Source organism: Ahniella affigens (assembly GCF_003015185.1).
GTDB lineage: Bacteria > Pseudomonadota > Gammaproteobacteria > Xanthomonadales > Ahniellaceae > Ahniella > Ahniella affigens.
The window spans coordinates 875,044-900,883 of sequence record NZ_CP027860.1 but is presented as its reverse complement, the minus strand read 5'-3'; the positions used below and the strand labels follow the sequence as shown (position 1 = coordinate 900,883).

General features: G+C 60.8%; 23 protein-coding genes. 14 read left to right on the top strand and 9 right to left on the bottom strand.

The genetic code is table 11. The annotated features are described in order from the left end of the window. Positions 1-56: 56 nt before the first annotated feature. Both C7S18_RS03330 and C7S18_RS03325 read right to left on the bottom strand, forming a co-directional pair. Positions 57-1,316, bottom strand: a complete 1,260-nt coding sequence (locus C7S18_RS03330) for a Zn-dependent hydrolase (RefSeq protein ID WP_106890207.1) — start codon at positions 1,314-1,316, stop codon at positions 57-59. Between the two features lie 64 nt (positions 1,317-1,380). Then, positions 1,381-2,889, bottom strand: a complete 1,509-nt coding sequence (locus tag C7S18_RS03325) for a CoA-acylating methylmalonate-semialdehyde dehydrogenase (RefSeq protein ID WP_106893908.1) — start codon at positions 2,887-2,889, stop codon at positions 1,381-1,383. A gap of 221 nt (positions 2,890-3,110) precedes the next feature. Here C7S18_RS03325 and C7S18_RS03320 point away from each other — a divergent pair, with 221 nt between their 5' ends. The 3 genes from C7S18_RS03320 to C7S18_RS03310 all read left to right on the top strand — a co-directional run bounded on the left by C7S18_RS03320 (position 3,111) and on the right by C7S18_RS03310 (position 10,595). Further along, entirely contained in the window at positions 3,111-4,352 is a 1,242-nt protein-coding gene (locus C7S18_RS03320) for an amidohydrolase family protein (protein ID WP_240623975.1), read from the top strand. A gap of 99 nt (positions 4,353-4,451) precedes the next feature. Next, positions 4,452-5,402, top strand: a complete 951-nt coding sequence (locus C7S18_RS03315) for a sodium:calcium antiporter (RefSeq protein ID WP_106890205.1) — start codon at positions 4,452-4,454, stop codon at positions 5,400-5,402. A 300-nt stretch (positions 5,403-5,702) separates the two neighbouring features. Beyond that, positions 5,703-10,595: a tetratricopeptide repeat protein gene (locus C7S18_RS03310; protein WP_106890204.1), complete on the top strand. Its 4,893-nt coding sequence runs from the start codon at positions 5,703-5,705 to the stop codon at positions 10,593-10,595. A 63-nt stretch (positions 10,596-10,658) separates the two neighbouring features. Here C7S18_RS03310 and C7S18_RS03305 read toward each other — a convergent pair whose 3' ends face one another. Next, positions 10,659-10,892: a DUF2798 domain-containing protein gene (locus C7S18_RS03305; protein WP_170113080.1), complete on the bottom strand. Its 234-nt coding sequence runs from the start codon at positions 10,890-10,892 to the stop codon at positions 10,659-10,661. Between the two features lie 223 nt (positions 10,893-11,115). Next, the gene (locus C7S18_RS03300; protein ID WP_106890203.1) at positions 11,116-11,601 is read right to left on the bottom strand and encodes a DUF2938 domain-containing protein; all 486 of its coding nucleotides are present in this window, start codon (positions 11,599-11,601) and stop codon (positions 11,116-11,118) included. Between the two features lie 76 nt (positions 11,602-11,677). Here C7S18_RS03300 and C7S18_RS03295 point away from each other — a divergent pair, with 76 nt between their 5' ends. The 3 genes from C7S18_RS03295 to C7S18_RS03285 all read left to right on the top strand — a co-directional run bounded on the left by C7S18_RS03295 (position 11,678) and on the right by C7S18_RS03285 (position 14,145). Then, a complete protein-coding gene (locus C7S18_RS03295; RefSeq protein ID WP_106890202.1) occupies positions 11,678-12,139 on the top strand; it encodes a helix-turn-helix domain-containing protein in 462 nt (153 codons plus the stop codon). A 115-nt stretch (positions 12,140-12,254) separates the two neighbouring features. Then, positions 12,255-13,511 carry a TCR/Tet family MFS transporter gene (locus C7S18_RS03290; RefSeq protein ID WP_106890201.1) on the top strand — a complete coding sequence of 419 codons (1,257 nt, stop codon included), beginning with the start codon at positions 12,255-12,257 and terminating at the stop codon, positions 13,509-13,511. A gap of 265 nt (positions 13,512-13,776) precedes the next feature. Then, positions 13,777-14,145, top strand: a complete 369-nt coding sequence (locus tag C7S18_RS03285) for a PilZ domain-containing protein (RefSeq protein ID WP_106890200.1) — start codon at positions 13,777-13,779, stop codon at positions 14,143-14,145. Positions 14,146-14,315: 170 nt separating this feature from the next. Here the strand turns inward: C7S18_RS03285 and murA are convergent, their stop codons facing one another. Together murA and C7S18_RS03275 are read right to left on the bottom strand one after the other, a co-directional pair. Then, a complete protein-coding gene (murA, locus tag C7S18_RS03280) occupies positions 14,316-15,575 on the bottom strand; it encodes a UDP-N-acetylglucosamine 1-carboxyvinyltransferase (protein WP_106890199.1) in 1,260 nt (419 codons plus the stop codon). A gap of 26 nt (positions 15,576-15,601) precedes the next feature. Next, complete coding sequence (locus tag C7S18_RS03275) at positions 15,602-15,838, bottom strand: BolA family protein (protein WP_106890198.1); 237 nt, start codon at positions 15,836-15,838, stop codon at positions 15,602-15,604. A gap of 283 nt (positions 15,839-16,121) precedes the next feature. Here C7S18_RS03275 and C7S18_RS03270 point away from each other — a divergent pair, with 283 nt between their 5' ends. The 7 genes from C7S18_RS03270 (at position 16,122) to C7S18_RS03240 (ending at position 21,080) form a co-directional block, all read left to right on the top strand. Further along, on the top strand, positions 16,122-17,138 hold the full coding sequence (locus C7S18_RS03270) for a KpsF/GutQ family sugar-phosphate isomerase (RefSeq protein ID WP_106890197.1): 1,017 nt from the start codon (positions 16,122-16,124) through the stop codon (positions 17,136-17,138). A 7-nt stretch (positions 17,139-17,145) separates the two neighbouring features. Further along, on the top strand, positions 17,146-17,685 hold the full coding sequence (locus C7S18_RS03265; protein ID WP_106890196.1) for a KdsC family phosphatase: 540 nt from the start codon (positions 17,146-17,148) through the stop codon (positions 17,683-17,685). Then, positions 17,682-18,248: an LPS export ABC transporter periplasmic protein LptC gene (gene lptC / locus C7S18_RS03260; protein WP_146151732.1), complete on the top strand. Its 567-nt coding sequence runs from the start codon at positions 17,682-17,684 to the stop codon at positions 18,246-18,248. Before C7S18_RS03265 ends, lptC begins: the two co-directional genes overlap by 4 nt. 67 nt (positions 18,249-18,315) lie before the next feature. Beyond that, positions 18,316-18,723, top strand: coding sequence for a lipopolysaccharide transport periplasmic protein LptA (gene lptA / locus C7S18_RS03255; protein ID WP_170113079.1), 408 nt, complete (start codon positions 18,316-18,318; stop codon positions 18,721-18,723). Beyond that, a complete protein-coding gene (gene lptB / locus C7S18_RS03250; RefSeq protein WP_106890193.1) occupies positions 18,723-19,454 on the top strand; it encodes an LPS export ABC transporter ATP-binding protein in 732 nt (243 codons plus the stop codon). The genes lptA and lptB overlap by 1 nt, the downstream gene beginning before the upstream one ends. A gap of 118 nt (positions 19,455-19,572) precedes the next feature. Next, positions 19,573-20,586, top strand: a complete 1,014-nt coding sequence (alc, locus tag C7S18_RS03245; RefSeq protein ID WP_106890192.1) for an allantoicase — start codon at positions 19,573-19,575, stop codon at positions 20,584-20,586. Then, complete coding sequence (locus tag C7S18_RS03240) at positions 20,583-21,080, top strand: ureidoglycolate lyase (RefSeq protein WP_206207968.1); 498 nt, start codon at positions 20,583-20,585, stop codon at positions 21,078-21,080. The genes alc and C7S18_RS03240 overlap by 4 nt, the downstream gene beginning before the upstream one ends. A gap of 10 nt (positions 21,081-21,090) precedes the next feature. Here the strand turns inward: C7S18_RS03240 and C7S18_RS03235 are convergent, their stop codons facing one another. Continuing rightward, complete coding sequence (locus tag C7S18_RS03235) at positions 21,091-21,453, bottom strand: hypothetical protein (protein ID WP_106890191.1); 363 nt, start codon at positions 21,451-21,453, stop codon at positions 21,091-21,093. A gap of 100 nt (positions 21,454-21,553) precedes the next feature. Here C7S18_RS03235 and C7S18_RS03230 point away from each other — a divergent pair, with 100 nt between their 5' ends. Further along, positions 21,554-23,368, top strand: coding sequence for a lamin tail domain-containing protein (locus C7S18_RS03230; protein WP_170113078.1), 1,815 nt, complete (start codon positions 21,554-21,556; stop codon positions 23,366-23,368). Between the two features lie 292 nt (positions 23,369-23,660). On the opposite strand, the gene hpf is transcribed toward C7S18_RS03230, so the two are convergent. Both hpf and C7S18_RS03220 read right to left on the bottom strand, forming a co-directional pair. Continuing rightward, a complete protein-coding gene (gene hpf, locus C7S18_RS03225) occupies positions 23,661-23,978 on the bottom strand; it encodes a ribosome hibernation-promoting factor, HPF/YfiA family (RefSeq protein ID WP_106890189.1) in 318 nt (105 codons plus the stop codon). 296 nt (positions 23,979-24,274) lie between these two features. Further along, a complete protein-coding gene (locus C7S18_RS03220) occupies positions 24,275-25,699 on the bottom strand; it encodes an RNA polymerase factor sigma-54 (RefSeq protein ID WP_106893905.1) in 1,425 nt (474 codons plus the stop codon). Positions 25,700-25,840: the final 141 nt, after the last annotated feature.

Below are 25,840 nucleotides of genomic sequence, written 5' to 3'. Positions count from 1 at the left end.
GCGACCAGGGCAAAGCTGCCTCCAGCCGCCATGACAAATTTCTCAGTGTTGGCCGATCAGCGGCCGGACCGACCCAGCATCGCATGCAGCAGCACGTTGCCGCCCGCTTCGATCCATTCGGGCGTTGCGTCTTCGACTTCGTTGTGACTGATCCCGTTGACGCAAGGCACAAAGACCATCGCGGTCGGCGCAACCTTCGACAAGTAGCACGCGTCATGACCGGCACCGGAAACGATGTCGCGATTCGAGTAGCCGAAGCGCTCCGCACCAGCGCGCACGGACTCGACACACGCTTGATCGAATGCGATGGGCGCGTAGTAGAAGATCTGCTCTAGCTTACTGACCTCAACCTTGGTCTCGGCGGCAATCCGAGCGACGCCTTCGCGAACCTTGCGATCCATCTCCGCCAGCACCGCATCATCCGGATGCCGGATGTCGATCGTAAAGAACACCCGCCCAGGGATCACATTGCGCGAGTTCGGGAAGTTCTGAATCATGCCGACGGTGGCGCAGGCAAACGGCGCATGCTCATGCCCGATGCGATTCACCAAGTCGATGACGCGCGCAGCGCCAAGCAGCGCGTCACGTCGACGCGGCATCGGCGTCGGGCCAGCATGGGACTCCTGCCCGGTGAACACCACTTCGTACCAGCGTTGGCCTTGGGCATGCGTGACGACGCCAATGGTCTTGCCTTCGGCTTCAAGGATCGGACCCTGCTCGATATGTAGTTCGAATGCCGCATGGATCGGCTTGCCGACAGGTTGATCACCGGCATAACCAATGCGCGCGAGTTCCTCACCCATGGTCTTGCCATCAACGTCGGCGCGCGACAACCCATACTCGAGCGTGAACACCCCGGCGAATACACCGGATGCCACCATAGCTGGCGCAAACCGCGAGCCCTCTTCGTTCGTCCAGATCACCACTTCGATCGGGCGATCGGTTTCAATGCCGTGATCATTCAGCGACCGAATCACTTCCAGACCACCCAGCACCCCATAGATGCCATCGAACTTGCCGCCAGTCGGTTGCGAATCGGCATGGGAGCCAGTCACCACCGGCGCCAGACTATTGTCACGACCGGCGCGCCGGGCAAACACATTGCCCATCTGATCCACACTGATGGTGCAGCCCGCTTCCTTGGCCCAGCGCGCGAACAAGTCACGGCCTTCTTTGTCGAGGTCGGTCAGCGCGAGGCGACACACGCCGCCTTTCACGGTGGCACCAATCTTCGCCATCTCCATCAACGAATCCCAAAGTCGCTGGCCATTGATATGAAGGTCAGTCGACAACACCGGTTTCAGCAATGCATTCATATTGGACTCCTCGTTGCGAACGCCCGCCCATGCCGGCGCCCCATCCGTTCATCGAACCGACCGCTCAACCACCATTGGTGGGCATGACAAATTGCGCACCCGCGCGAATACTCGTTGGCCAACGCTCGGACACAGCCTTGAGCCGTGTGTAGAAGCGCACACCTTCGGGCCCGTAGATATGCTGATCGCCAAACAGCGAATTCTTCCAACCGCCAAATGAATGATACGCAGACGGAACGGGAATCGGCACGTTGACGCCGACCATGCCAACCTGGACGCGTGACACGAAATCGCGTGCCGCATCGCCATCGCGGGTGAAGATCGCCGTACCGTTGCCATACTCGTGCGCGTTGATCATCGCGAGCGCGTGTTCATAGTCGCGGGCGCGCACAATCGACAACACCGGCCCGAAGATCTCCTCCTGGTAAATGCGCATGTCTTCCTGCACGCGATCAAACAAGCAACCGCCCAGGAAGAAGCCATCTTCACAGCCGCTGACGCTGAGCTCGCGCCCATCGACCACCAGGCTCGCCCCTTCCTGCACCCCTTGGTCGACATAGCCCTTGACCTTGTTACGGTGCTCACGCGTGATCAGCGGCCCCATGTCCATGCCCGGTGCCGTGCCGGCGCCAATCTTCAGCGCTTCCACGCGCGGCTTCAGCTTGGCCACCAGCGCATCGGCGGTTGCATCGCCCACCGCCACCGCCACCGAGATCGCCATGCAGCGCTCGCCCGCGGAACCGTAGCCAGCGCCCATCAACGCATCGGCAACTTGATCGAGATCGGCATCCGGCATGACCACCATGTGATTTTTGGCGCCGCCAAGCGCCTGCACGCGTTTGCCATGACGAGCGCCGGTTTCGTAAATGTATTTGGCGATGGGCGTCGAGCCGACAAAGCTGATGGCCTTGACGTCCGGATGCGCGAGCAACCCATCGACAGCAACCTTGTCACCATGCAGCACATTGAAAATGCCATCCGGCAATCCGGCCTCTTTGAACCAATCAGCGAGCAGCAGCGAGCTCGACGGATCGCGCTCGCTCGGCTTCAACACAAACGCGTTGCCACACGCAATCGCAATCGGCGCCATCCACAACGGCACCATCGCCGGGAAATTGAACGGCGTGATCCCTGCGACTACGCCCAGCGGCTGTCGCATCGATGTCGCATTGATGCCACCGCCGACGTTCTCGTTGAACTCACCCTTGAGCAGTTGCGGAATGCCGCACGCGAACTCGATCACTTCCAAACCGCGGGCGACTTCGCCCAGCGCATCGGAATGGGTCTTGCCATGCTCTGCGGTGATCTGGGCGGCGAGTTGATCGGCGCGCGCATCCACGATGTCGCGCATCTTGAACAACACGCGAGCGCGTCGCAGCGGCGACAGCGCTGCCCAAGCGGGAAACGCGGCTTTCGCGGCGGCCACGGCGGCATCGATATCGGCGACGTCAGCGAGGTACAACGTTCCGGTCTGCTGACCGGTCGCCGGGTTGAAAACGGGGCTGTTCCGGCCACTGCTGCCCTCGTGGCGCTGGCCCTGAATGAAATGCGGAATACGTGCTGCCTGACTCATGATTCGCTTCGGTCTCTGGTTTGCAAACTCGGTTTTACCACTGTCTTGGCTTTCCGGGCAGATGCCAGCGCGCACCGGTCGGCCAAAGACGTGCGCGCGCAAGCCCTAACCTGACCGCAAACGCTTGATTTCGCCCGAAAAGAAGCGAATCCTGTCGGCAGGTGCCAAGGCTCCGTCCGGCGCGCTAGGATCGGCGTCCTGGCGATTCTAGGAGTGCGCTGATGGATCTGATTCTTCGCAACGGCAACCTGCCCGATGGTCGGAGCGGCATAGACCTCGGCATCGACAAGGGGCGGATTGTTGCGCTGACCCAGAATTTGGAGGCCACCGCGCTCCGCGAAATCGACGCCACCGGCAAACTGGTATCCCCCCCGTTCGTCGACGCGCATTTTCATCTCGACTCGGCGCTGACATACGGTCAGCCGCGCATCAATCAAAGCGGCACGCTGCTCGAAGGGATCGCGCTCTGGGCAGAGCTGAAACCGACACTGACCATCGACAGCATGGTCGCGCGTGCGCTTCGCTATTGTGAATTGGCCATCAGCCAAGGATTGCTGGCCATTCGTTCGCATGTCGACACCTCCGATGCCCGTCTGCTCGGCGTCGAAGCGTTGCTTGAGGTGCAGCAGAAGGTGGCACCTTGGCTCGATCTGCAACTCGTCGCATTCCCGCAGGATGGGCTCTATCGCAACCGTGACGGCGAGCATAATCTGCTGCGCGCACTGGACATGGGCGTCAATGTCGTGGGTGGTATTCCGCATTTTGAACGCACCATGCACGACGGCACGCGTTCGGTCACGCGCCTGCTCGAAATCGCCGCCAGTCGCGGCCTCCGGGCTGATCTGCATTGCGATGAGTCCGACGACCCACACTCCCGGCACGTCGAGACTCTCGCCGCCGAAACGTTGCGCCTAGGGTTGCAGGGCCGAGTAGCGGGATCGCATTTGACATCCATGCATTCCATGGACAACTACTATGTGTCGAAGCTGTTACCGCTGATGGCTGAATCCGGCGTGGCTGCGATCGCGAACCCATTGATCAACATCACGCTGCAAGGCCGCCACGATACGTACCCGAAGCGGCGTGGCATGACCCGTGTACCTGAACTGCTGGCCGCTGGCGTGCCGGTAGCGTTCGGCCACGACTGCGTGCTCGACCCTTGGTATTCGTTTGGTTCGGCGGACATGTTGGAGGTGGCTCACATGGGTATCCATGTCGGCCAGATGACCGCGCAGTCGGCGATTCATCAGGCATTCGAGGCAGTCACGACCACGCCAGCCCGCATTCTGGGACTGGACGATTACGGCCTGGCGGTCGGGAAATCCGCCGACTTGCTGCTGCTCGACGCCGAGAACGTGTTTCACGCGATCCGCACACGTGCCGACCGACTACTGGTACTGCGGCGCGGCCAGATTCTGCTGGAACAGGCGCCAAGGACGGTCCAGCTCAACGTCCATTGGTAAGGCACCAGATGCCGACAGCCTGGCCGAATGCGCTGTCAAGAGTGACGCACCCCGCCAGCGCTCGCTATGCTCCGGAAATGATGCGATGGAAGAACCACCATGCTTGAACTGATCGGCCTGTTTGTACTGGGACTGTTTCTGGTCACCCTGGGTGCCGATTCGCTGCTCAAGGGCACCTCCGGGCTGGCCCAGAACCGTGGTGCAGGAGGCTATGCCGCCGGGCTTGCCATGGTAGTGGTGGGCTCGTCGCTGCCGGAAGTGGCCATTTCCATTGCCGCTTTGGCACTCGGCCATTTCGAACTGGCGCTTGGCAATGTCATTGGCAGCTCAATTGCCAATTTCGGATTGATCATCAGCGTGGCCGCGTTGGCCAAACCGTTGAACGTGAACTTCCGCTTTCTTTACGTCGCTTTGCCAATGGTCGCCGCCTCGGCCTTGGCGCTGATGGCGATGAGCCACAACGGCACGTTGGGTTATTGGGACGGCGCCGTGCTGCTGATCGCCGTCATTTTGTTTGGCTGGTCGATCAAACGCGCGGCAGTCCAGGAAAACGACGCCGTCCGCAAGGAAATGGCCTATGTCGGCAATACCCAGCTGGAAGTGCCGCGCAATGTGTTGCGTATTGTCGTGGGTCTAGCCGTGCTCGGCGGCGGTGCGTATCTGGCCGTGCACAAAGGTCTGGCGCTCGGCACGCGACTTGGGATGAGCGAACTGTTGACGGGACTGACGTTGCTTGCAATTGGCAGCGCCATTCCGGAAATGACCACCGCCATCGTCGCGGCTGCCCGCGGCCAGGGCAATGTAGTGGTGGGCAGCGCCGTCGCCTCCACCGTGATCAATCTGTTGCTCGTGCTGGGCTTGATGTCGATCTGGAAGCCCATTCCGATGGCGCGCTCGCTCGTGTACGTCGAGCTGCCAGTGCTGATTGCGTTCAGCGCGGCGTTTTACCCCATGCTGAAGGGGGATGCGGTGGTGTCGCGGCGTGAAGGCGGGATCCTGCTGTTCGCGTTCGTCGGCTTGCTGCTGTATCAGCTCGTCTTGGCTCGCTAGACAGAGTCTTGATCCGTCCATCCTGAACGTTCAGACCCGGCCAGCCTTGGCCCGCGCCAATTTCGCAATGATCGGAAGCGCGCGCATGACCGTTCTGCGCTGATTACCGCCATCTTGAGTTTGGTCGCCCACGCGCGCTGATAAGCTGCCCGCGGCGCCTGGCAAACGGGTGCCGTCATCGAGTTGAGATCGGTTGCTGATCAAGGGGTCTGCGCGCGGAACCGCCGCGTCGACCGAAACTGAAATCGGTCCTGCTGCGAATATTTTGGCCCAGCTACCGTCTAGGAATCGGGAACTTGCATGGACGCATCACAACGACTTGACGACGCATTCGAACGCGCATCGCAACTCGACGATCTCGGCTTATGGCGGCAGGCATGGCACGCATTGGGCGCACCCAGTCTCGACCAGATGGGCGCGGAACGCGACCCCGACCGACTCCTGCTGCTGGCATCGATCGTTGCGAATCTCGGCCACGCCGCGACGGGCAGGCGCTTGCAGATACGGGCTCGCCGACTGCACCCGCGACATGAGCGGGCGCGTCAAATATGGGCCAATCAAATACTGGACGGTCGCGGTCCGCTCGCGTTTCTACAGCGGTTCCAAACTGCGCCCGACACCACGTTCTGGCTGATGCGCCGCTGTGAGGCATTGGCGCAACTTCATGATTTCGAGGCCGCCGAGCACTGTTTTGCGGGCCTGCCAGAATCCATTCGAGACGGCGGAATTGGCCAGCGTTTGCTGGGCGAAATCGATTGGATGGCAGACCGACGCGACGAGGCAGTCGCTCGGCTTGAGGCGCTGCTCGCCGCCGACCCGTCCGCCTATCGAACACGCATGCTGCTGCTTGGTTGGTATCGGGAGCGGCAGGATCAGCAGCGCTTTGCACAAATGCTGCTGGACACCGATGCGGCGACGGAATGCCTCTATCCAGCGAGCCTCGGCCTGCAGCAAGCGGTACAATGCGAAGATGCCACTGCGGTTGCGCACTGGGTCGCGCGCATTCGCGCGCTGGCACTGCCACCCGCCCAGCGCATCGAGACATGGCTGACCACGGAACAAGCGCGGCTGCTACTCCGACTGGGGCAGCCTGATCAGGCGCGGACGGTGCTGGAGCGGGCTTGCGATCTGCCACCATTCTGGGAAGAACGCTTGCGACGCCTCCGCCTGGCAGCACCAGACGCACCGCGCTCCCGTTTGCCCGTCAAAGTCATCCGCCAGCGGTTCATGACGTGTGCGCCAGCGACGATCGCGTCACTACTCGACTATTTTGGCGCGCCCACCGCAGAGCCCGAAGTCGCAGCGGCGATCTGCTTTGGCGGTACCTACGACCGGCATCAGCGCCGATATCTCCGCCAGCGCGGCTTTGTGATCCGCGAATTTCGAATGACGGCCGAGTCCGCACAGGCATTGCTGGCTGCCGGCGTTCCGTTCGCGCTCTCGATGCATGAATTTGACAGCGGCCATTTGCTGGCTGTGATTGGCTATGACGCGTCGACCGATTTGTACCGGCTCCGCGATCCCGGACGTGACGTCGATACAGAGGTCGCTTCTGACTATTTCCAGTTTGGTCAGATGGCTAATGGGCCGAAGGCATTCGCGTTTGTGCCGGCCGCACGCGCAGCTGATCTGGATGCAATCGCGCTACCCGAGTCCGACGCCTACGCAACGGTCGGTGAATTTGAAGAAGCCCTGGATCTGGAGCAGGCGGATCGTGCCCGGGCGGCACTGGAGACGCTGCGCGGTCTACCTGATGCGACCCGTTTGTACTGGCTCACCGAATGGCAGATGGCGAGTTTCGACCAGGATCGGCAGCGCGCGCTGCGGTCGATCGATGCGCTCCTGGAGCACTTCCCGGAAGACGCCTGGCTGCATTGGATGCGACTGTCCGCCTCAACCGGACTGGAATCGCATGCCGAGCGCGAACGCGCCATGAAAACCGCCACGCTGCACTCGGCGCACCCAAACTTTTTGATCAGCCTGGCGCGCTTTTATTTTGGTGACGCGCGACAATGGGCCCTCGCGGGTCAGTTACTTAACCGAGCCAGCAAGAAGCGCCCGATCAGCGCCACGCTGTTCTCGGCGCTCGCGGATTGGTCTGAACTGCAAGGCGATCCTGCCGCCGCGAGCTTTCAAGCGCGCCTCGCTAGTCTGCAGTCCCCCAGCAGTGAAAGCCTGGCCCAGCGCTACTTTGATCTGGCGCGCGAACACGGCGATCTGACGCCGGCACTGAGTTGGCTCGCCAAACGCGACCAGGATGGTCGGAGTCTCACGCGTGAGCCGGCGCTGACACGCTATCGCTGCTTGTTGCAGGCGCAGCACGACGACGACGCTCTGGCACTGCTGACCGAGCTGGAGCGTGACTTTGCCGATGACCCAAAGGTCCAGTTCGAGGTCATCGAACGCGACCGCAACACCCTTCCGCTGGCAGATGTGCAACACCGACTGCAGGCTTGGCCCGAACATCCCACGGCCATTCGTCAGTTGGCACAGGCGTATGAAGCCGCGGGCGACTCGGCCGCTGCGCTAAAGCTGCTTGAGGCGCGCCTTAGCGTTGAGCCGCTGGCAATAGATCTCCACTACTGGATTGCGAGACTGATCGCCGATCGCAACGGTGATGAAGCCGTGCAGCGCTTTGTGCTCGATGCCTACCACGCCGCGCCACACCAGATCGAGCGCCTGAATTTGTGTTTGAGCTATTTGGTAGAGCGGCGGCCAGAGGTGGTCATCCGCCTGCTTGAAGGGGCCATGACCCAGCATCCGAACAACGCTTGGCTCGCGCGCCAACTTGGCTTTTTGTACTTGGAGTGCGGGCGCCTGCCAGACGCCCAGAGGGTGGCCGAGCGTGCCCGCGAACTACAGCCCAATGCGGCAGCCTGCTTCAATCTGCTGGGCGCCTTGGCGGCCGCAGCGCAACAGAAGGACGAAGCGCTCGCGTTCTGGTGGCAGTCGATCACAAAGGGTGGCGCGCAGGGCTATGCATTGTCGCAATCGTTCGAGTTTCTGGACGATGCGGGCCGTGGCGACCTGCTCCAACGCCAGGCGGCCATTCTCGGCCGATGTGCCGAAGATGAAGAAGCGCTGCTCGACTGGGCGCGCGAGGCGCCGGAATATCTCGACCAGGAAACCTGCCTGAACGCCTGGGACGCACTGGCGGCGCGCTTTGGACACGCCTGGCAGTGGCATGTCGGCCGAATCCAGATGCTGCATCGATTCGACGCTGCAGCGGCGCTGACAGCTGCCACTGCGTTTACCGAGCAGCGCAGTCGCTTGCCGATTGCCTGGCTGACGCGCGCGAAGGTCGAGCGCAACGTCGATGTCGAAGCGGCGCTCCACACCACGCGCCATCTGCTGACGCTCGCGCCAAACTGGGCCGATGCCCTGACCTTGCTTGGCACCATCCTGGCTGGTAGCGGCCAACTTGGCGCGGCGGCGGCCGAACTGCGCGCCGCGTGTGCCCGGTCGCCACGCCACGTACCGCTGCTGTGTCGAACAGCACAGGTACTCATGGACCTAGGCGAGACTCGAGAGGCGCAGCGCCTGCTCGAACGGGTGCTGCAGCTGGATGACAGCCAGACCTGGGCCTGGGAACGATTGGAAGAATTGTCGCCGGCAGCGGCCGAAACCCAGGCGGTGCATTGGACCCAACGTCGCCCGGGAATCGTGGCTAGTTGGTATCGGCTCGCATACATTTGTGTCGACCGCAATCCTGAGCGCGCGCTGATCGCTTGCAACGAAGCCTTGCGTCGGCGCGCGGACCATCTCGATTCGATCAGTCTGAAGAGCATGGCGCTCGCGAGTTTGAGTCGGATCGACGAAGCCCTGGGCTGCCTGGATCAATTCGACCCAGACGGCCAGCATGCGTCCCTCTGCTGGCGGCGCGCCTGGGTGCTCTGGGCGGGCCATCGGCGCGGCGAGGCCACCAAGGTGTTGCAGCAAGCGCTGCAGCGCTTTCCTGACAACTTCGCCCTGCTGAGCTTAAATGCCGACTATTGCCGGGAGCCCGGGCTGCACGAACGGGCGCGCGACTCTTTGAATGCCATGCGTCGCCTGGCGCCCAAGCACGCGCCGACCGTGCTGCGCCTCGCGTGGCTCGAATGCCGACGGGGCATGACGCCAGCCGCCGAAGCGGCATTCAGACAGGCGGTTGAACTTGATCCGAGCCTCGTTGATGCCTGGGTGGCCCTCATACAGCACGCGCTGGATCAGAAGCAACTTACCGAGGCGTTTGCGTTGTACCACCGCGCTCGCGAGCACAGTCAATGCAGCGATCTGCGACTGGCGAATGTCGAACTGCAGATCTACGGAAACGCCAGCGCCGAAATCGACCGCGCGATGAGCGCAGCACTTGCCGATGCCAGCATTACGGAAGAGCAAGTTGATGCGCTGCATCGGCGCATTGCGCCAAGATGGATTGAGGTGCTGACGCGTCTCAACCGCCTGCTGGTCGACCCAGTGCCGTGCGCCGCGTTTTCGAGTGCACTCGTCGCCACACGCTACAGCGATTGCTATCGCGCTCTGCCGCGAATCCTGCAACGCCTGGAAACAGGCGCAACCGATCACTCCGATCGCGGCTTGATAACAGCGTTGCTCAACCATTGGGCGAAGGACCAGAACAACGGCCCGTTTGTCGCGTCGCTGTTTTACGAGCATCAGGACCTGTTCAAGACCGACCCAGTTCTTCGCGATGATCTGTGTTACGCGCTGACTGAATTGAACCGCCCTGCCGAAGTCTGCGCGTTGCTGCAGTCGTGGCGTGAGCGGCCGCCCTTGCCGGGTTCGGTATCGTTCAATTATGCGACCTCACTCGCACGCCGCGGACAGTTTGCAGACAGCCTGGATGTCAGACGCGCAGCCATTTACAACCGGCAAGGCCTGGGCGGCGCGCATGCTGCCTATGCGTGTTTGGATGCCATCCTATGCGCGGACCCGGTTGAAACCACTTGGCGCAACATGGCGGCAGTGGCTCGACAAAATCTGTCGCATAAGTTCTCCCAGAACCATGCCTACTTCGCATTGAATATGTTGGCGGCAGTCGAGCAGCCAAGTCCGTGGCGCGCAGTGTGCCAACTCGTGAAGGTCCGGCCAACGAATGATCTTGCCAAGACGTACCAGCGGGCACTGCGCCGGCACGTACTCCGCCAGATGGCGCTACCGAAGCGCATGTTGGCTTGGGTCTGGACCATCATCTAGTGTCGTGCGCTGCAAATAGCTTGAAGATCAACCGGACGCATTTCGAGTCAAGGCAAGCCGCCTTCATATGGCCGGTGCGGTCAACGTCGCGACCAGCCGCCTGACTGGCGGGGCAACGAGCGCTACCGTTGGAAACGCGATCGGCCATGTTTTCGCGGCACTGATGAGCCATTGCGAGAGAAACCCCGCATGCAGGCCTTGGTTGATCAACAACACATAAGCGGAAACCACGATCACCATGATCGCCGACAATAGTGCACTAAACAGGATGGGGGCATAACGAGCCGGGATTTTCATAGGGGTTCTCTAGTCAGAAAAATGAAGAAAAGGTTGAGCGAATTTTGTGTCGATGTGGCACTGCCGCTACGGTCAACCCAACGCCAAACAAGGCCTGGGCGAAACATCCGGATGAATGGGCAGCAGCGTTTAAGGCCGCGAGCGAATCAAAGGTGCGCGGGCCAATCCACACCCATTAGCACGGGAACGGACGCCGTAGAACGCGAACGCAGTCGTGTGTGGTTCATGGTTCAATCATCATGAGCCTCGCGGTTGCGTACAAGCCCAGACCAAACACCACATGGGTCAGCACACTTTGCAGCCGGGTTCGCCAGGGGCTTGACGTCAGGCTCCCAGCCCAACCGAAACCAAAAGCCGGCTGCATGATGAGAAATGGGGCCAGCACCGTCAAAAGGCCAAAAAGCAGCGCCGGCCATACCGTCGGCTTGGCCATCCATGTGTCGCCCACCAACCAGTTGAACAGCAGGGCAAAGGCGATGCCGGTGCCATAGTGCGAAAGCCAGCCAAGCCAGTATTCATGGCGGATAGCGGGCGCCTTGGTGATTGATTGGTGCCGGAACGTTGCGGCGGGCCAGTGTCCGACCCAACGACCCAGCAATCGGTAATCCGGCAATGGCACACGCAGCAAGTGCTGTCGGAGCCAAGCCCACAGATCCACCGCGAGCGTCGCGCCGACGCCGAGAACCAAGATATTGACGACTGAATTCATGTACCGACTCCTTGCGTTACCGTTTCCATGCGTGCAGACTGCCACTTGAAGTCGACTTTAAGTCAAGTGAACGAACATGGATATTGCAGAAGTTGCCCGGCGCTCCGGTGTTCCGGCATCGGCGCTGCGCCATTACGAACGCAAAGGCCTCATCCGCTCGGTGGGTCGGGCTGGCCTCAGGCGCGTGTTTCCGGAACTTGTGTTAGAGCGGCTGGAGCTGATTGCGCTCGGCCAGGCCGCTGGGTTTTCGCTCGACGAAATGGCCGCGATGCTTGGCGATACCGACACGCCACACATTGATCGTGATCTTCTGGCCGCCAAGGCTTTATCGCTGGAATCGACCATCAAACGCTTGCAGGCTCTGCACGATGGACTCGCGCATGCCGCGGTGTGCCGTGCCCCGCATCATCTCGAGTGTCCGAGTTTTCGTCGCCTGATGGGCTGGGCCGGCAAGCACCAACGGGAGCGGCAGCAAAAGGGGCGACTCACGCCTGGCGCGCCAAACGGCCCGCGCCGCAATCGGCGCTCACCGGATTGATTGTGCCCAGTCCCGGCGCACGAATCTGAACCTGAGTGATTCCAGCGCATCAGTTGGCACATGCGACTCCAAAGGTTTCTGGCATGATCGCGGGCTGACAGACTCCCCTGCCCTCATGCAAAAACACACGGCTGCCGTTCGTTTCGTCCTGATCACGGTGATTCTGGACATGCTCGCTCTGGGCGTCGTCATCCCCGTGCTGCCCAATTTGCTGAAGACGTTTTTGAATGGCGATACCGTGCAGGCCGCCCATTACTACGGCGCCGCGGGCGTGCTGTGGGCGGCGATGCAGTTTGTGTTCTCGCCATTGCTCGGCGTCTTGTCGGACCGATTTGGACGCCGGCCGATCATTCTGCTGTCGAATGCCGGGCTCGGTCTGGACTACGTGCTCATGGCACTCGCCAATTCGCTGCCCTGGTTTTTCATTGCCCGCGCCGTGTCGGGTATCTGTGCCGCGAGTGTCAGTTCGGCCAGTGCCTATATCGCCGATGTGACGCCACCCGAGAAGCGTGCCGCTGCGTTTGGCAGTATTGGCGCCGCGTTCGGTATCGGTTTTGTGTTGGGTCCGGCGTTGGGCGGCACACTCAGCGCCGTCGATATGCGCCTGCCATTCTGGATTGCAGGCGGCCTGAGTCTGGCTAACTTCTGCTATGGCTATTTCGTCCTGCCTGAGTCATTGCCTCCAGAGCGCCGCAGTAGCCTGGACTGGAAGCGCGCGAACCCGGTTGGTGGCCTGATCTGGCTCGCCCGCCACGGCAAACTGCTGGGCCTCGCCTGCGTTCACTTTCTGAACAGTCTGGCGCACTTTGTGCTGCCCGCAACGTTTGCCCTGTACGCGGGCTATCGCTACCAATGGTCTCCCAAGGAAATCGGCCTGACATTGATGGCGGTTGGTGTGTGCTCCGCCATTGTGCAAGGCGGGCTCGTTAGGAAAGTCGTGCCAGCGCTCGGCGAGCGGCGCACGCTGTTGCTCGGCCTGGTGTTCGGCGCCACTGGCTTTGTGCTGTACGGATTGGCTGCGACCGGACCTTGGTTTGTGGCGGCGGTGCCCATCATGGCGATCTGGGGCCTCGGCGGTCCGGCAATGCAAGGATTGATGAGTGCACGCATAGATGGTCATGAGCAAGGCAAGCTGCAAGGCATGTTGAGCAGTGTGATGGGGGTTGCCGGCATGATCGGCCCGGCACTGTTTACTCAGGTGTTCGCGTATTCGATCGCACCGGAAGCCGTCTGGCACGAACCGGGCGCGGCGTTCATTCTGGCCGGATTGATCCTGCTCGGCAGTTGCACCCTGGCCTGGAAGGTCGCGAGGTCCCTGCCCGCAAGGCCTGTTGAACCAGCAGTCCTGGCAGCGTCAGCGCCTGACGCGTGAACACGCCTAACCCGCCGCGTTGTCCGGCTTCAACGGCGGGTGCAGCGTCAAATTGTGTGCCGCATCGCATTTCCGGGTTCGCGCTTGTGCCAGCGTCTGGTTTATTGCGTGTATGCCATTCAGAACAGGGTTGTCACGTCCGCCAGCGACTTGGTTGTGCGTGAGTCCGATGAACGGGCTTGCGGGCGGACGACGATCTAGGCAGACTCCCCCCGGTTGACAGCGTTGGCCATGTTGATCGTTATTCACCGCAGACAGGAACCAGATGGCAGTCGTGCCTACCTCACAAAATCGCCGCCGGTTCCAGCGCTTCGCCTTTGAGGGCAAGGTGCGGCTCTATTCAACGTCCGCGATGTGGGAATCGACGCTGCTCGATGTGTCGCTGAAGGGCGCGTTGATTGCCCGGCCTACCGATTGGCAAGGCAAGACCGGTGCATCACACCGCATCGAACTCCGGGTCGACGATGGCCCGCGAATCAGCATGGCGGCCACGATGGTGCATTGCTCAGAGACCGCCATTGGTTTCAAGTGGGACCGCATCGATCTGGACAGCTTCGTCCAACTGAAGCGCCTGATCGAGCTCAACATTGGCAACCCCGATCTGATGACCGAAGAGCTCAATTTTCTGAGCTGATGGGTGTCGGTGAATGGCTCCGGTGGGAGCGTGTTCAGCCGCGAACGGGCACGCTGCAAACGTGGTTCAGGACTGAAGGCCCGGCGGTCTCAACCGATCTTGCCGCAAGCTTGGTTCGGGCCTGAAGGGCCTCCCACATAAGGCGAACCGATCTTGCCGCAGCCCCAGACTCAGCCTGGCAAACGCCGGATTCGTGCCCCCAAACCGCTGAGCTTTTCTTCGATGCACTCATAACCACGATCGATGTGATACACGCGATCGACCGTGGTGTCGCCCTTGGCCACCAGGCCCGCAATCACCAGGCACGCGGACGCGCGCAGATCGGTAGCCATGATCGGCGCACCCGTAATATGCGGCACGCCTTTGATGATCGCAGTGTTGCCTTCGACGCGGATATCGGCGCCCAAGCGCCGAAGTTCCTGCACATGCATGAAGCGGTTCTCGAACACCGTTTCGGTGATCACGCCCACACCTTCGGCGACCGTGTTCAGCGCCATGAACTGCGCCTGCATGTCGGTCGGAAAGGCCGGATATGGCGCGGTGGTCAAGCTCACGGCTTTCGGGCGGTTGCCGCGCATGTCAAGCTCGATCGAATCTTCGGTCGTGTTGATGTGCGCACCCGCTTCCTCCAACTTGACAAGCACCGCATCGAGCGAATCGGCACGTGTCTTCTTGGCCAGCACCCGGCCACTCGTGATCGCACCGGCGACCAGGAACGTACCGGTTTCAATGCGGTCCGGCAGCACTTCGTAGTGAGTGCCATGCAGCCGCTCAACGCCTTCGATGATGATCTTGTTCGTGCCCGCGCCGTCAATCTTCGCGCCCATCGCAATGAGGCAGTTCGCGAGATCGACCACTTCAGGTTCTTGCGCCGCGTTCTCGATCACTGTGGTGCCCGAGGCCAGCGCCGCCGCCATCATGATGTTCTCGGTACCGGTTACGGTCACCAGATCCATGACAATGCGGGCCCCTTTCAGGCGCTTCGCGCGGGCCTTGATGTAGCCACCTTCGACGGTGACCTCGGCGCCCAGCGCTTGCAGACCCTTGATATGCAGGTCTACTGGCCGCGAGCCAATCGCACAGCCACCCGGCAGCGACACATCGGCCGAACCGTACTTGGCCACCAGCGGGCCGAGCACCAGGATCGACGCGCGCATCGTCTTGACCAGATCGTAGGGCGCAAAGAAGTGGTTGGTCTTCCGCGGATCGACATGGATCTTCATGCGGTCATCGACGACCAGTTCTGCGCCCATCTGGCCGAGCAGTTCCATCGTGGTCGTAACATCGTGCAGGTGCGGCACATTGCTGATCGACATGGGTTCGTCGGCCAACATGGTGGCAGCGAGAATCGGCAGCACGGCGTTCTTTGCGCCAGAAATCCACACTTCGCCGTTCAGCGGTTCGCCGCCGGAAATCAAAATCTTTGCCATACGGTTTGCTTTAATCCTTGTTCGACTCAGGACGATCGGGCTTCGTCCGGGGTCAGTGTTTTCAGTGCCAGTGCATGAATGGCGCCGCCCATCAGGGTGCCGAGGGTGGCGTAGACCATGCGGTGCCGAGCCAACAGTGCCTTGCCGGCAAACTGTGGGGAGATCACGCGTGCTTCAAAGTGCACGCCATCGTCGCCCTGTACGTCGATTTCGGCATCAGGCAGTCCAGCATGGATCAGATCACGGATTTGGCTAGCATTCATGGCATCAGTTCGGGAAATTTGCGGGCGCCCGTGGGCGTTCGGCGGCGCACCGGCAGGGCTTCGGGGCGATTGCCTCGAAAACCCACCCGATAGACCATGTTGCAGGCATAAGTGATTGATTTGTCGGGTTCGAAACCCCGCTCACACCAACCAGGGCGGTTGCTCATCGCCGGCTGAACCGGCCCAAAGCCAGCGCCGCCAGCTTCGATGGGCGTTTAACATCAGCCTGCTAGAATGGGGCATTCTAGCCCAGGCCATGGGCGACACGCGACTGTCTCCCTGAATGAATGCCCAGTTGAAGTCTCTGCTCAATATGCCACTCAAGGCCGAACATCAACAGGTCATTGACAGCGCGAACCGTGTCTTCGCGATTGAGGCACGCGCGATTTCGGCGCTGGCTGATCGCGTCGATGTGCACTTCGTACGCGCCACTGAATTGATGCGGACTTGCAAGGGGCGCGTGGTCGTGACCGGGATGGGCAAGTCTGGTCATATTGCCAACAAGATTGCTGCCACGCTCGCGTCCACTGGCACGCCGTCGTTCTTCGTGCATCCTGCCGAAGCGAGCCACGGCGATCTCGGCATGATCACCGATCAGGATGTCGTGCTCGCACTCAGCAATTCCGGCGAAACCGACGAACTGCTGATGATCGTGCCGGTGATCAAGCGTAAGAAGATTCCGCTGATTGCGATGAGTGGCAAACCAAATTCCACCCTGGCGCGGCTCAGCGATGTGCATCTCGACGTCAGTGTCGCGGAGGAGGCCTGCCCGCTGAACCTGGCCCCCACGGCCAGTACGACTGCGGCGCTGGTCATGGGTGATGCGCTGGCCATTGCGCTCCTCGAAGCCCGAGGCTTTACCGAAGAAGACTTCGCGCTCTCGCACCCGGCTGGCAGCCTGGGCCGCAAGCTTCTGATGCGCATCAGCGATTTGATGCATACGGGCGATCAGGTCCCGCGCGTCTCTGAATCGGCGAATCTCTCTGAGGCGCTCGTCGAAATGACGCGCAAGGGCCTCGGCATGACCGCCGTGGTGGACGCCGATCAGCGCTTGCTGGGCGTATTTACCGACGGTGACTTGCGCCGCATGCTGGATGACGCCGAGATCGATCTCCGCGCCACGGCCGTGATCGAAGTCATGACGCGGCGACCCAAGAGCATCAGCGCCGACCGCCTCGCCGTCGAGGCCGCCAAACTGATGGAAGATCATGCGATTCACGCGCTGCTCGTGGTGGCCGAAGATGGCCGCCTGGTCGGCGCCCTGAATATTCACGATTTGTTGCGCGCACGCGTGGTCTAAGCCGCCAATGACTGGATTGGATTTCCCCGCCGATGTGCTCGTGCGCGCCAAACGCATTCGTTTGATCGGATTCGATATCGATGGCGTGATGACTGACGGTGGCCTGTATTTTTCCGGCGACGGCGAGCTCTGCAAGCGCTTTCAGGTGCAAGATGGATTCGGACTCAAGTTGCTGATGCAGGCGGGCATCGAGGTCGTCGTCATCACGGGTCGCGACAGCGCCATCGTCACCCGTCGTGCGCGCGATCTGGGTATTGCCGAAGTGCATCAGAATGTCCCGGATAAGCGGGCCTGCCTGGACGCCCTGCTGGCCAAGCGTCAGCTCCAATGGCCCGAGGCCGCATACTTGGGCGATGACTGGCCCGATCTTGGCGTGTTGCGGCGCGTCGGCTTGTCCGCCGCACCCGCGAACGCCGACCGGATCGTCAGCCAGCATGTGCATTGGCAGACGCCGCGCGCTGGCGGCCAGGGCGCGGTGCGTGATGTCTGCGATCTGCTGCTGATCGCACAAGGGCATTACCAGCGCTTGCTGGAGTCCCATTTGTGAGTCGCGGCCAGGGGCTAATGTTCATTCTGCTGCTAATCGGCGCGGTGATCACGTCGTACTGGGTCTGGTTTCGGCCGGAGCCAGTGCTGCCCGACGCGTTTGTTGGCCCGCCACGCTCGGACTACGAACTCGGCCAATTCGACATGCAGGTGTTCGACGACAATGGCAAGCTGAGCTACTACGTCGAAGCGCCGCGCCTGTCACGCGACGCGCAACGTGAGTCGTTCACGATCGATCGCCCGCGCGTGCGCCTTTATGATCAGCGCGAACAGAACTGGCTGATTACCGCCAAATCCGGCTACATCGACGTCAAGGCCGACCGTATCGACTTTGACCAGAACGTGGTCATGCAGCGGGACAGCAATGTCGATCCAATGCGCTTCAAAAGCGACCAGATCACTGCCTTTCACAAGGAAGGCCGGGTCGAAACCGCCACCCCGATTGAGATCAAGGCGCGCGGCGCTACACTCACCGGCACGGGCCTCAAGGCCAACCTCAACGACAAGACCTACGTGATCGAGAAGGATTTCCATGCCACGATGCCGCCTGCACGTTCTCGCTAGTGCTCTGCTTGCCAGTTTGCTCTCGGCCTCGGCCCTCGCCGGCCAGAGCACGGACCGGGAACTGCCGATGAGTCTGAAATCCGACACCTCCAACGGTAATCTCGAAGAAGGCCGTGTCACGCTGGCCGGAAACGTCGAGATTACTCAGGGCAGTTTGATCATCCGCGCCAATTCGGGCGAGATTTTGCAAGTTGACGGTCGGTTCGACCGCGCCAACTTCGATGGCACCCCGGTGACGATCGAGCAGGACATTGATGGTCAGGGCAAGTTGCATGCCGAAGCCAAACGGGTCGAGTACCAGGTTGAAAAGGAAGTCATCACCCTGATTGGTGGCGTCAAGATCGACCGTCCACGCGGCAGTATGCGCGGCGAGCGGATCGTCTACAACCTCGCCACCGGCGACATGGATGCTGGCAACAGCGGCAGTCGCGTCGAGCTGATCATTCAGCCGAAGCCGAAAACCAAGACGAACTGATGCTGATCGCAGAACACCTGAAAAAACGCTACAAGGAGCGGGAGGTCGTGCGCGACTTTTCGCTATTGATCCATCCTGGCGAATGCGTTGGTTTGCTCGGCCCCAATGGTGCCGGCAAGACCACTTGCTTTTACATGATTGTCGGCCTGGTCGGCGTCGATGGCGGTCGGATCCGTTTGGACCGTGACGACATCACGACCATGCCGATGCACGCCCGCGCGCGCCTCGGCATTGGCTATCTGCCCCAGGAAGCCTCGATCTTTCGAAGCTTGACGGTCGAGGAGAATCTGATGGCCGTGCTGGAGCTCCGACAAGGGTTGAAGCGTGACGATCGGCGCCGCGCCTGCCAACAATTGATGGCCGACTTGCAGATCGAGCACATTCACAAGAGCCAGGGCCAGAGTCTGTCGGGCGGCGAGCGCCGCCGCGTCGAGATCGCCCGCGCACTGGCTGCCAAACCCCGTTACATGCTGCTCGATGAGCCGTTTGCGGGCGTCGACCCGATTTCCGTCGCCGAGATCCAGAACATCGTCGCGCATCTGAAGGATCGCGGGATTGGCGTGCTGGTCACCGACCACAATGTCCAGGAGACACTCGGCATTGTCGACCGCGCTTACATCCTTAATGCCGGCGAAGTGATGGCGCATGGCAAACCCAAAGACATCGTCGAGGACAAGCGCGTTCGCGAGGTTTACTTGGGCGATCGCTTCAAGCTGAACTCCGGCAAGTAACTGCGGGACGGCGCTGGTCCCGTTCAGCTTGGCCACAGGCCAACGACCCTCCCGTTCCGGATTGCCGACAAGGGCCGAGCTCATGCATGATTCGAGGCTCAGCCCGAGAATCAAGAACATGGCCCTGCCGCAAATCGATCCAGATGCCCCAAGCTTTGTCCGCCAATATGTGAACTTGGCAAACGCCCGCCTCGGCGCTCAGGCGCTTGCTTCTTCGGACGACTTTTTTGCCGACATGAACCGGATGCTGAATCCGGACCCGGCAGTGTTCATTCCGGGCAAATACGACACCCACGGCAAGTGGATGGATGGTTGGGAAAGCCGGCGCAAGCGTGTGCCTGGGCACGACTGGTGCGTCGTTCGCTTGGCCGGCCCCGGCACGATTTATGGCCTTGATCTCGACACCTCGCACTTCACCGGCAATTTTCCGCCTGCGGCGTCGATTGAAGCGTGTCTGCTAGCTGATGGCGACGAACCTGACGCCGACACGAATTGGCAGGTGCTACTCCCGGCCAGCAACCTGCAGGGCAACCGCCACCATTACTTTGCTGTGCCAGATCAAGGGCCATACTCGCATCTGCGGGTGAACCTGTTCCCCGATGGCGGCCTGGCGCGCTTGCGTGTTTATGGCGCCCCGAGTTTCGACGCGCGCTCGCAGGATGCCGACGATCTCGTCGATTTGATTGCTGCGCTGAACGGCGGCACGATCGTCGCCGCGAATAACGAACACTTTGGTCTTGCTGCCAACCTGCTGCTGCCAGGGCGCGGTCTGAACATGGGCGACGGCTGGGAAACCAGGCGTCGACGCGAGCCCGGCAACGATTGGTGCATCATCGCCCTCGCGCGCCCCGGCACTATTGAGTCGATCGAAGTCGACACGTGTCACTTCAAGGGCAACTTTCCCGATCGTTGCTCGATCCAGGCGACTTCGGCCGCAGGGGGTACACGCGAGTCCATGATCACGCAATCGATGTTCTGGCCCACGCTCCTACCTGAGCAAAAGCTGGAGATGGATCGTCAGCATTTCTATCAGGACCAGATCATCAAGCATGTGCCCATCAGCCATGTGCGGCTGAATATCTTTCCAGACGGCGGCGTGTCCAGATTGCGATTGCGGGGCAAACCGGCGTGAACGTGGATCGTTTGCTGTCGATCGAGCCATTGAGCGCTGCGGCGTTTGCACCGTTTGGCGAGGTCATCGCCGCCGGCGCGGCACTGCAACGCTTTGCGATCAATGGCGGCACCACTGAGCGACTGCACGCTTTGGCGCGTGCCCGCGCCGATGACGGCGATGTAGTCATCAGCCTGGCGCTCGCTCAAGCCCGACAGTTTCCGTTTGAAATCAGCATGCTGGAGCGGCATCCCAAGGGCTCGCAGGCCTTTATCCCTCTGGACCAACGCCCCTACATCATCGTCGTCGCCAGCGCGCCAACACATCAGCCGCATGCGTTTCTCGCCACGCAGGGCGAAGGCATCAACTTCCGAGCCGGAACGTGGCATCACCCGCTCATCGCGTTGCAAGACAGCTCTCAGTTTCTGATCGTCGATCGTGATGGCCCAGGCAACAACTGCGATGAAATCGCACTGCAGCCGAGTTGGTGGCTGACTGGGATCGATGCCGGCTGAACGGCGCCAATCAGTCTTGACTGACGGCAGCGCCAAACGTCTGCGTGACCTCAATCTGCCCGACAATATGCGCGTTGAACGCTGCGAGCTCGGCCGCCGGAACCCATAGCTCCTCGTGCTCTCGCCCACCCACAATTTGCACCGGAAACCGGGCCAGGTACGCTGCGTCTACCTCGAATCGGAGCACGAATCCCGAGCCGCTCTCCGGCACGTTCCAGTCGCGCGCAATCTGAATGGCGTACCCTTCGTTCAGAACTGGGTAGAATATCGGCTGTTCCGGTAGCCGCGGCGGGAATGCCCGCCAGCCGGACGCTTCAATCAACGCCAGTTCTTTGGGCCCAACCGGGCGATACAGGGTTCGCGTCGTGCTCATGGCGTTTCATTCCTTTCTAATTTCGGTCGATGCAGACAAGCCGCCGGCATGCCCGCTTCGATTCGGAACCCCTGAGGTTCCAACTGACAAGGCTCGCACTATGGCAATCCGAATACTGACATCGTTCTTGTTGGGCCTCTGTGCCCTTGTGCCAGCGACTTCATCATTCGCGCAGACAGCTGACCCGCTGTTCAGCAATCAGTTTGAAACAGGCGCCGCCACGTTTAGCCCAGAACTTGTCTACGCGCGCGAAGGCACCACGACCAACGGCCTGGGTGGCCCATTGGTCATCCGCCTCGCGGAGCCCGCGCTGGTTGACACGTTTGTGCCGATCGTTTCGATGAACATCACCCAGGTGACCGTCGTTGGCGGCGGTGCCACAGTGCTTGCAGGTGAAACCGATGCGGTCGTCACGATCAATGCGCTGGTTGCCAATCCACAACCGGCGGTGCTCCGTGCAACGCTCGGCAACGTCGTCTACGGCTCGGTGCGTGTCGTCGCCGATTCGGAACCGCGCAATGTCGTGTCGATTCGACCCTCACCCGCGCGCATTGCCGCAGGTGGCAGCCGCTTGTTGATCGCGCGTTTGGACTTGCCGGCACCACTAAATGGCACAACGGTCGACTTGAGCGTGGACCCGCTCGCGGCCGGAACGTTTCCGACCACGGTGACGGTCCCGACCGACAGCTTCAGTGCCAGCTTTTCATACACCGATCAGGATGTCGCTGAGATCTCGACGTTATCAGGCAGCGTCGGTGCGGGCCCTGCTGCACAAGGTCAGATCGTGCAATCGCCTGTCGGCAAGCTCGTCATCAACGAGGTGGACTACGACCAGCAAGTCAGTGACTCCACCGAGTTCATCGAGATCTTCAATCGCTCCCCTGATGCGGTACCACTCGACGGCATGGCCGTGGTCCTAGTGAATGGCACTGACAGCACCGAATACAACCGGTTCAACCTGGGCGATGCCGCGGTAAGTTTGCCATCGGGCGGCTATTTGCTGCTCGCCACGACTGGTACCGAGCCGCCACCAGACGTGCCCTTCATCGATTTTGGCACCGACTCGATCGTTCAGAATGGCGCCCCGGACGCGATTGCGATTGTCGATACCGAAGCAGGCACCATTCTCGACGCTTTGTCGTATGAGGGTGATGTCACGGCAGCCTTGATTGACGGCTTCACGAACCCGGTCAATCTGGTTGAAGGCACCAGTCTTGTTGCATTGGACGATGGGAGCGGTACCGGGAGCCTAGCCCGTTTGCCGAATGGCACCGACAACAACAATGCGAATACCGACTTCAGCCTGGCGGTCCAACTGACCCCTGGCTTCAGCAATGATCCGGTGGTTGCCTCGGGTCACCTCGTGATCAACGAAGTGGATTACGATCAAGTGAGCACCGACACCGCCGAGTTCATTGAACTTTTCAACGCGTCGAACGCCAGCATTGATCTCACCGACTACCGCGTCGCGCTGGTGAACGGCAGCAACAACCTGGCCTACACGGTGGTTGATCTGGCGAGCGCGGGCAGTCTCGCACCGGGCGCGTTTCTCGCCATTGTCAGCAACAACGTCAACGTCGTAACGCCGCCAGGTGTTGCCCGCATCAATTTCACCGGCAGCACCGATCAGATCCAGAACGGCGCGCCCGATGGGATCGCGCTGATCAAAGGTACTGGCGCCGGCGCAGAGTTGATTGACGCGTTGTCCTATGAGGGCGGCATCACGGTTGCGAGCATTCCAACCATCAGCAGCAATCCGTTCAATCTCGTTGAAGGAACGCAGCTCGCCGTTGGCACTGCTGACAGCAATTCCGTGGTGGGCAGCCTGGGGCGCGACAGTCTCGGCACGGATACCAACGAGGCGAACACGGATTGGAGCTTCAAGTCCATCATCACGCCGGGCGCAGCAAATTGACGGTTGCGTGCGGATGCGCTCGGCAAGGATGCAGCGGGCAAGCAGTGGGCCCGACCCTTTTGTAGGAGGGCCTTCAGGCCCGATCCTTTTGTGGGAGGGCCTTCAGGCCCGAACCAAGCTCGCCGCGAGATCCATTCGCGGCTGAAGCCGCTCCTACAAGTACCGGCAAGATTGTGGACTTTGGCGGGATGCCCTTCAGGCCTGCATCAATCCTGCTGCACGCTGAGTGCGTGCAAGAAACGAAAAGCCCCCGTCTACGGGGGCTTTTTGTTGGGTCAATGAATTCGATGAGTCAAACGAGATCGCGATCCATCTGGTCGCGGCGGTGCTCTTGCAGCTTCTCCTTGTGCTTCTTGACTTGGCCGTCGAGCTTGTCGACAAGGGCATCAATCGCGGCGTACATGTCACTGGATTCAGCTTCAGCGTGAATGCGACGTTGCGACACATTCAAGGTGCACTCAGCCCGGTGCTTCAACTTCTCCAGGCTCAAAATCACGTGTGCGCCAGTCATGTGATCAAAGTGGCGCACAACGCGACCCATCTTGTCGTTCGCATAGTCACGCAGCGCGCCAGTCACTTCCACACCATGTCCAGAAACTTCGATATGCATACGGAACCTCCGTCTTGTGTTTGGTGCCGTTCCGGCACCCGATATTGTGAGCGGCGAGAACGACCATGTTCGCGCCACTCACTAAAAGACTTGGGGAACAGCTCTTTCATTTCAAGTCCTGCGCCGACATTCGGACACAACGCTGTGCGCGAATCTGTGCGCGGACGCAAGACTTTCGCGGGTGACCGCAGGCGGAAAAATGTGAGAAATTCGTTGATGAAAAAACCGAGATCAATACGATTCCTGCAGGTTGGGTACTGGCTTTCGACCGCAACAAAGGCAGGAAATTTTCGCATCTACAGTCGGCAGCGCTCGCTGGAGCTTGGAATGTTGATGGCCTCACGATACTTCGCCACGGTGCGTCTGGCTACCTGTACGCCATCTTTTTTTAGCATTTCCGCAAGTGTTTGATCAGAAAGCGGTTTGGCGCGATCTTCGGCGTCAATCAGTTTCTTGATCATGGCTTGGACTGCGGTCGCCGACGCTTCGCCCCCGCCGTCGGTGCTGACGCCGCTCGAAAAGAACCGCTTCAACTCAAACACGCCGCGCGGGGTGGACATGTATTTGCGCAGCGTCGCGCGCGAAATGGTCGACTCATGAAGGCCCACTTCTTCGGCGATCTGCTTCAGTGTCAGCGGCCGCAACGCCTCGGGCCCGTAGTCCAGGAACGCGCCCTGCTCGCGCAGGATGCATTCGCCAACCCGAATCAACGTTTCGCCGCGCTGCTGCAGACTCTTCATGAGCCAGCGCGCTTCCTGCAGTTGCGCGCGCAGATAGGTACCGGTTTCACCACGTGATTCGGCCGCCATGCGCTCGTAATGACGATTGATGCACAACGCCGGAATAGTCGCGTTCGCCAACGTCACACGCCACCGCCCGTTGATTTTCCTGGCGATCAAATCAGGCACCACGTATTCGGCAGACTGCCGGTCTTCTTGACTACCGGGCCGCGGATTCAACGAACGGATCAATTGAATCGCCTCACGCAATTCGTGTTCCTTGCACCCGAGCCGCGTCGCCAGTTTCAGGGTATCGAGCTTCGGCAACTGTTCCAAATAGTCGGTGACAATCTTGATGGCGAGATCACGCTGCGCTTTTGGGAGATCGAGCTGCTGTAGCTGCGCGACCAGACACTCCACCAACGTTCGGGCTGCAACACCGGGCGGATCCATTTGCATGATCAGGCGGCGGACCGATTCGATCTCGGATGCGCCAATCAGCGGCGCACTTGGCAATGCCGCCAACAGGTCGGCGTCTGGCGTGCGCAGGTAGCCATCGTCATCCAGGGCATCAATGATCGCTGCGGCAATCTGCCGATCGCGGTCCGAGAGCGGCGTCAGCGCGATCTGCCACAGCAACTCGGCGGCCAATGTTGGCACTTCGGCATTGCGTTCGAACTGATCATTGTCTTCATCTTGCCCGTTGCCCGAGCCGGTGGACTCGACCCAATCGCCCGCCTCTTCAAAACTCTGCAGATCGAGGTTGTCGTCGATCACGTCAGATTCCGGCTCGCGATCGTCAGCGCCGTCCTGCTGACCAAGCCCTGCATCGTCATCAGGCATCTGATCGGATTCGCGATCCAAGAGCGGGTTCGCATCCAGCAGCGACGACAGTTCGGCTTCCAACTCCAGCGTCGACATGGCCAACAGGCGAATCGACTGCGTCAGCTGAGGCGTCAGCTTGAGGCTCTGATTCAGACCAATTTGGAGGGATTGTTTCAAGGTTGGACCGCGCGGAAGCAAGGATCATTCCAAGCGATTGTCACCGCCTCGGCTGCTGCTGTCGAGAGGGGATACCGAAGAAACCCTTGTTCGCGGCATTTACCAATTTATTGCTTGATTTTCAAAGCATTGCCTGCATGC

Bases quoted from the DNA above. Each gene is read 5' to 3' on its own strand.
- C7S18_RS03275 (WP_106890198.1), bottom strand. From the start codon at position 15,838: ATGAATGCTAGCCAAATCCGTGATCTGATCCATGCTGGACTGCCTGAT.
- lptA (WP_170113079.1), top strand. From the start codon at position 18,316: ATGAGTCTGAAATCCGACACCTCCAACGGTAATCTCGAAGAAGGCCGT.
- hpf (WP_106890189.1), bottom strand. From the start codon at position 23,978: ATGCATATCGAAGTTTCTGGACATGGTGTGGAAGTGACTGGCGCGCTG.
- lptB (WP_106890193.1), top strand. From the start codon at position 18,723: ATGCTGATCGCAGAACACCTGAAAAAACGCTACAAGGAGCGGGAGGTC.
- C7S18_RS03300 (WP_106890203.1), bottom strand. From the start codon at position 11,601: ATGAATTCAGTCGTCAATATCTTGGTTCTCGGCGTCGGCGCGACGCTC.
- C7S18_RS03290 (WP_106890201.1), top strand. From the start codon at position 12,255: ATGCAAAAACACACGGCTGCCGTTCGTTTCGTCCTGATCACGGTGATT.
- C7S18_RS03230 (WP_170113078.1), top strand. From the start codon at position 21,554: ATGGCAATCCGAATACTGACATCGTTCTTGTTGGGCCTCTGTGCCCTT.
- C7S18_RS03305 (WP_170113080.1), bottom strand. From the start codon at position 10,892: ATGAAAATCCCGGCTCGTTATGCCCCCATCCTGTTTAGTGCACTATTG.
- C7S18_RS03285 (WP_106890200.1), top strand. From the start codon at position 13,777: ATGGCAGTCGTGCCTACCTCACAAAATCGCCGCCGGTTCCAGCGCTTC.
- C7S18_RS03320 (WP_240623975.1), top strand. From the start codon at position 3,111: ATGGATCTGATTCTTCGCAACGGCAACCTGCCCGATGGTCGGAGCGGC.
- C7S18_RS03265 (WP_106890196.1), top strand. From the start codon at position 17,146: ATGACTGGATTGGATTTCCCCGCCGATGTGCTCGTGCGCGCCAAACGC.
- C7S18_RS03315 (WP_106890205.1), top strand. From the start codon at position 4,452: ATGCTTGAACTGATCGGCCTGTTTGTACTGGGACTGTTTCTGGTCACC.
- C7S18_RS03330 (WP_106890207.1), bottom strand. From the start codon at position 1,316: ATGAATGCATTGCTGAAACCGGTGTTGTCGACTGACCTTCATATCAAT.
- alc (WP_106890192.1), top strand. From the start codon at position 19,573: ATGGCCCTGCCGCAAATCGATCCAGATGCCCCAAGCTTTGTCCGCCAA.
- C7S18_RS03310 (WP_106890204.1), top strand. From the start codon at position 5,703: ATGGACGCATCACAACGACTTGACGACGCATTCGAACGCGCATCGCAA.
- C7S18_RS03325 (WP_106893908.1), bottom strand. From the start codon at position 2,889: ATGAGTCAGGCAGCACGTATTCCGCATTTCATTCAGGGCCAGCGCCAC.
- murA (WP_106890199.1), bottom strand. From the start codon at position 15,575: ATGGCAAAGATTTTGATTTCCGGCGGCGAACCGCTGAACGGCGAAGTG.
- C7S18_RS03235 (WP_106890191.1), bottom strand. From the start codon at position 21,453: ATGAGCACGACGCGAACCCTGTATCGCCCGGTTGGGCCCAAAGAACTG.
- C7S18_RS03270 (WP_106890197.1), top strand. From the start codon at position 16,122: ATGAATGCCCAGTTGAAGTCTCTGCTCAATATGCCACTCAAGGCCGAA.
- C7S18_RS03295 (WP_106890202.1), top strand. From the start codon at position 11,678: ATGGATATTGCAGAAGTTGCCCGGCGCTCCGGTGTTCCGGCATCGGCG.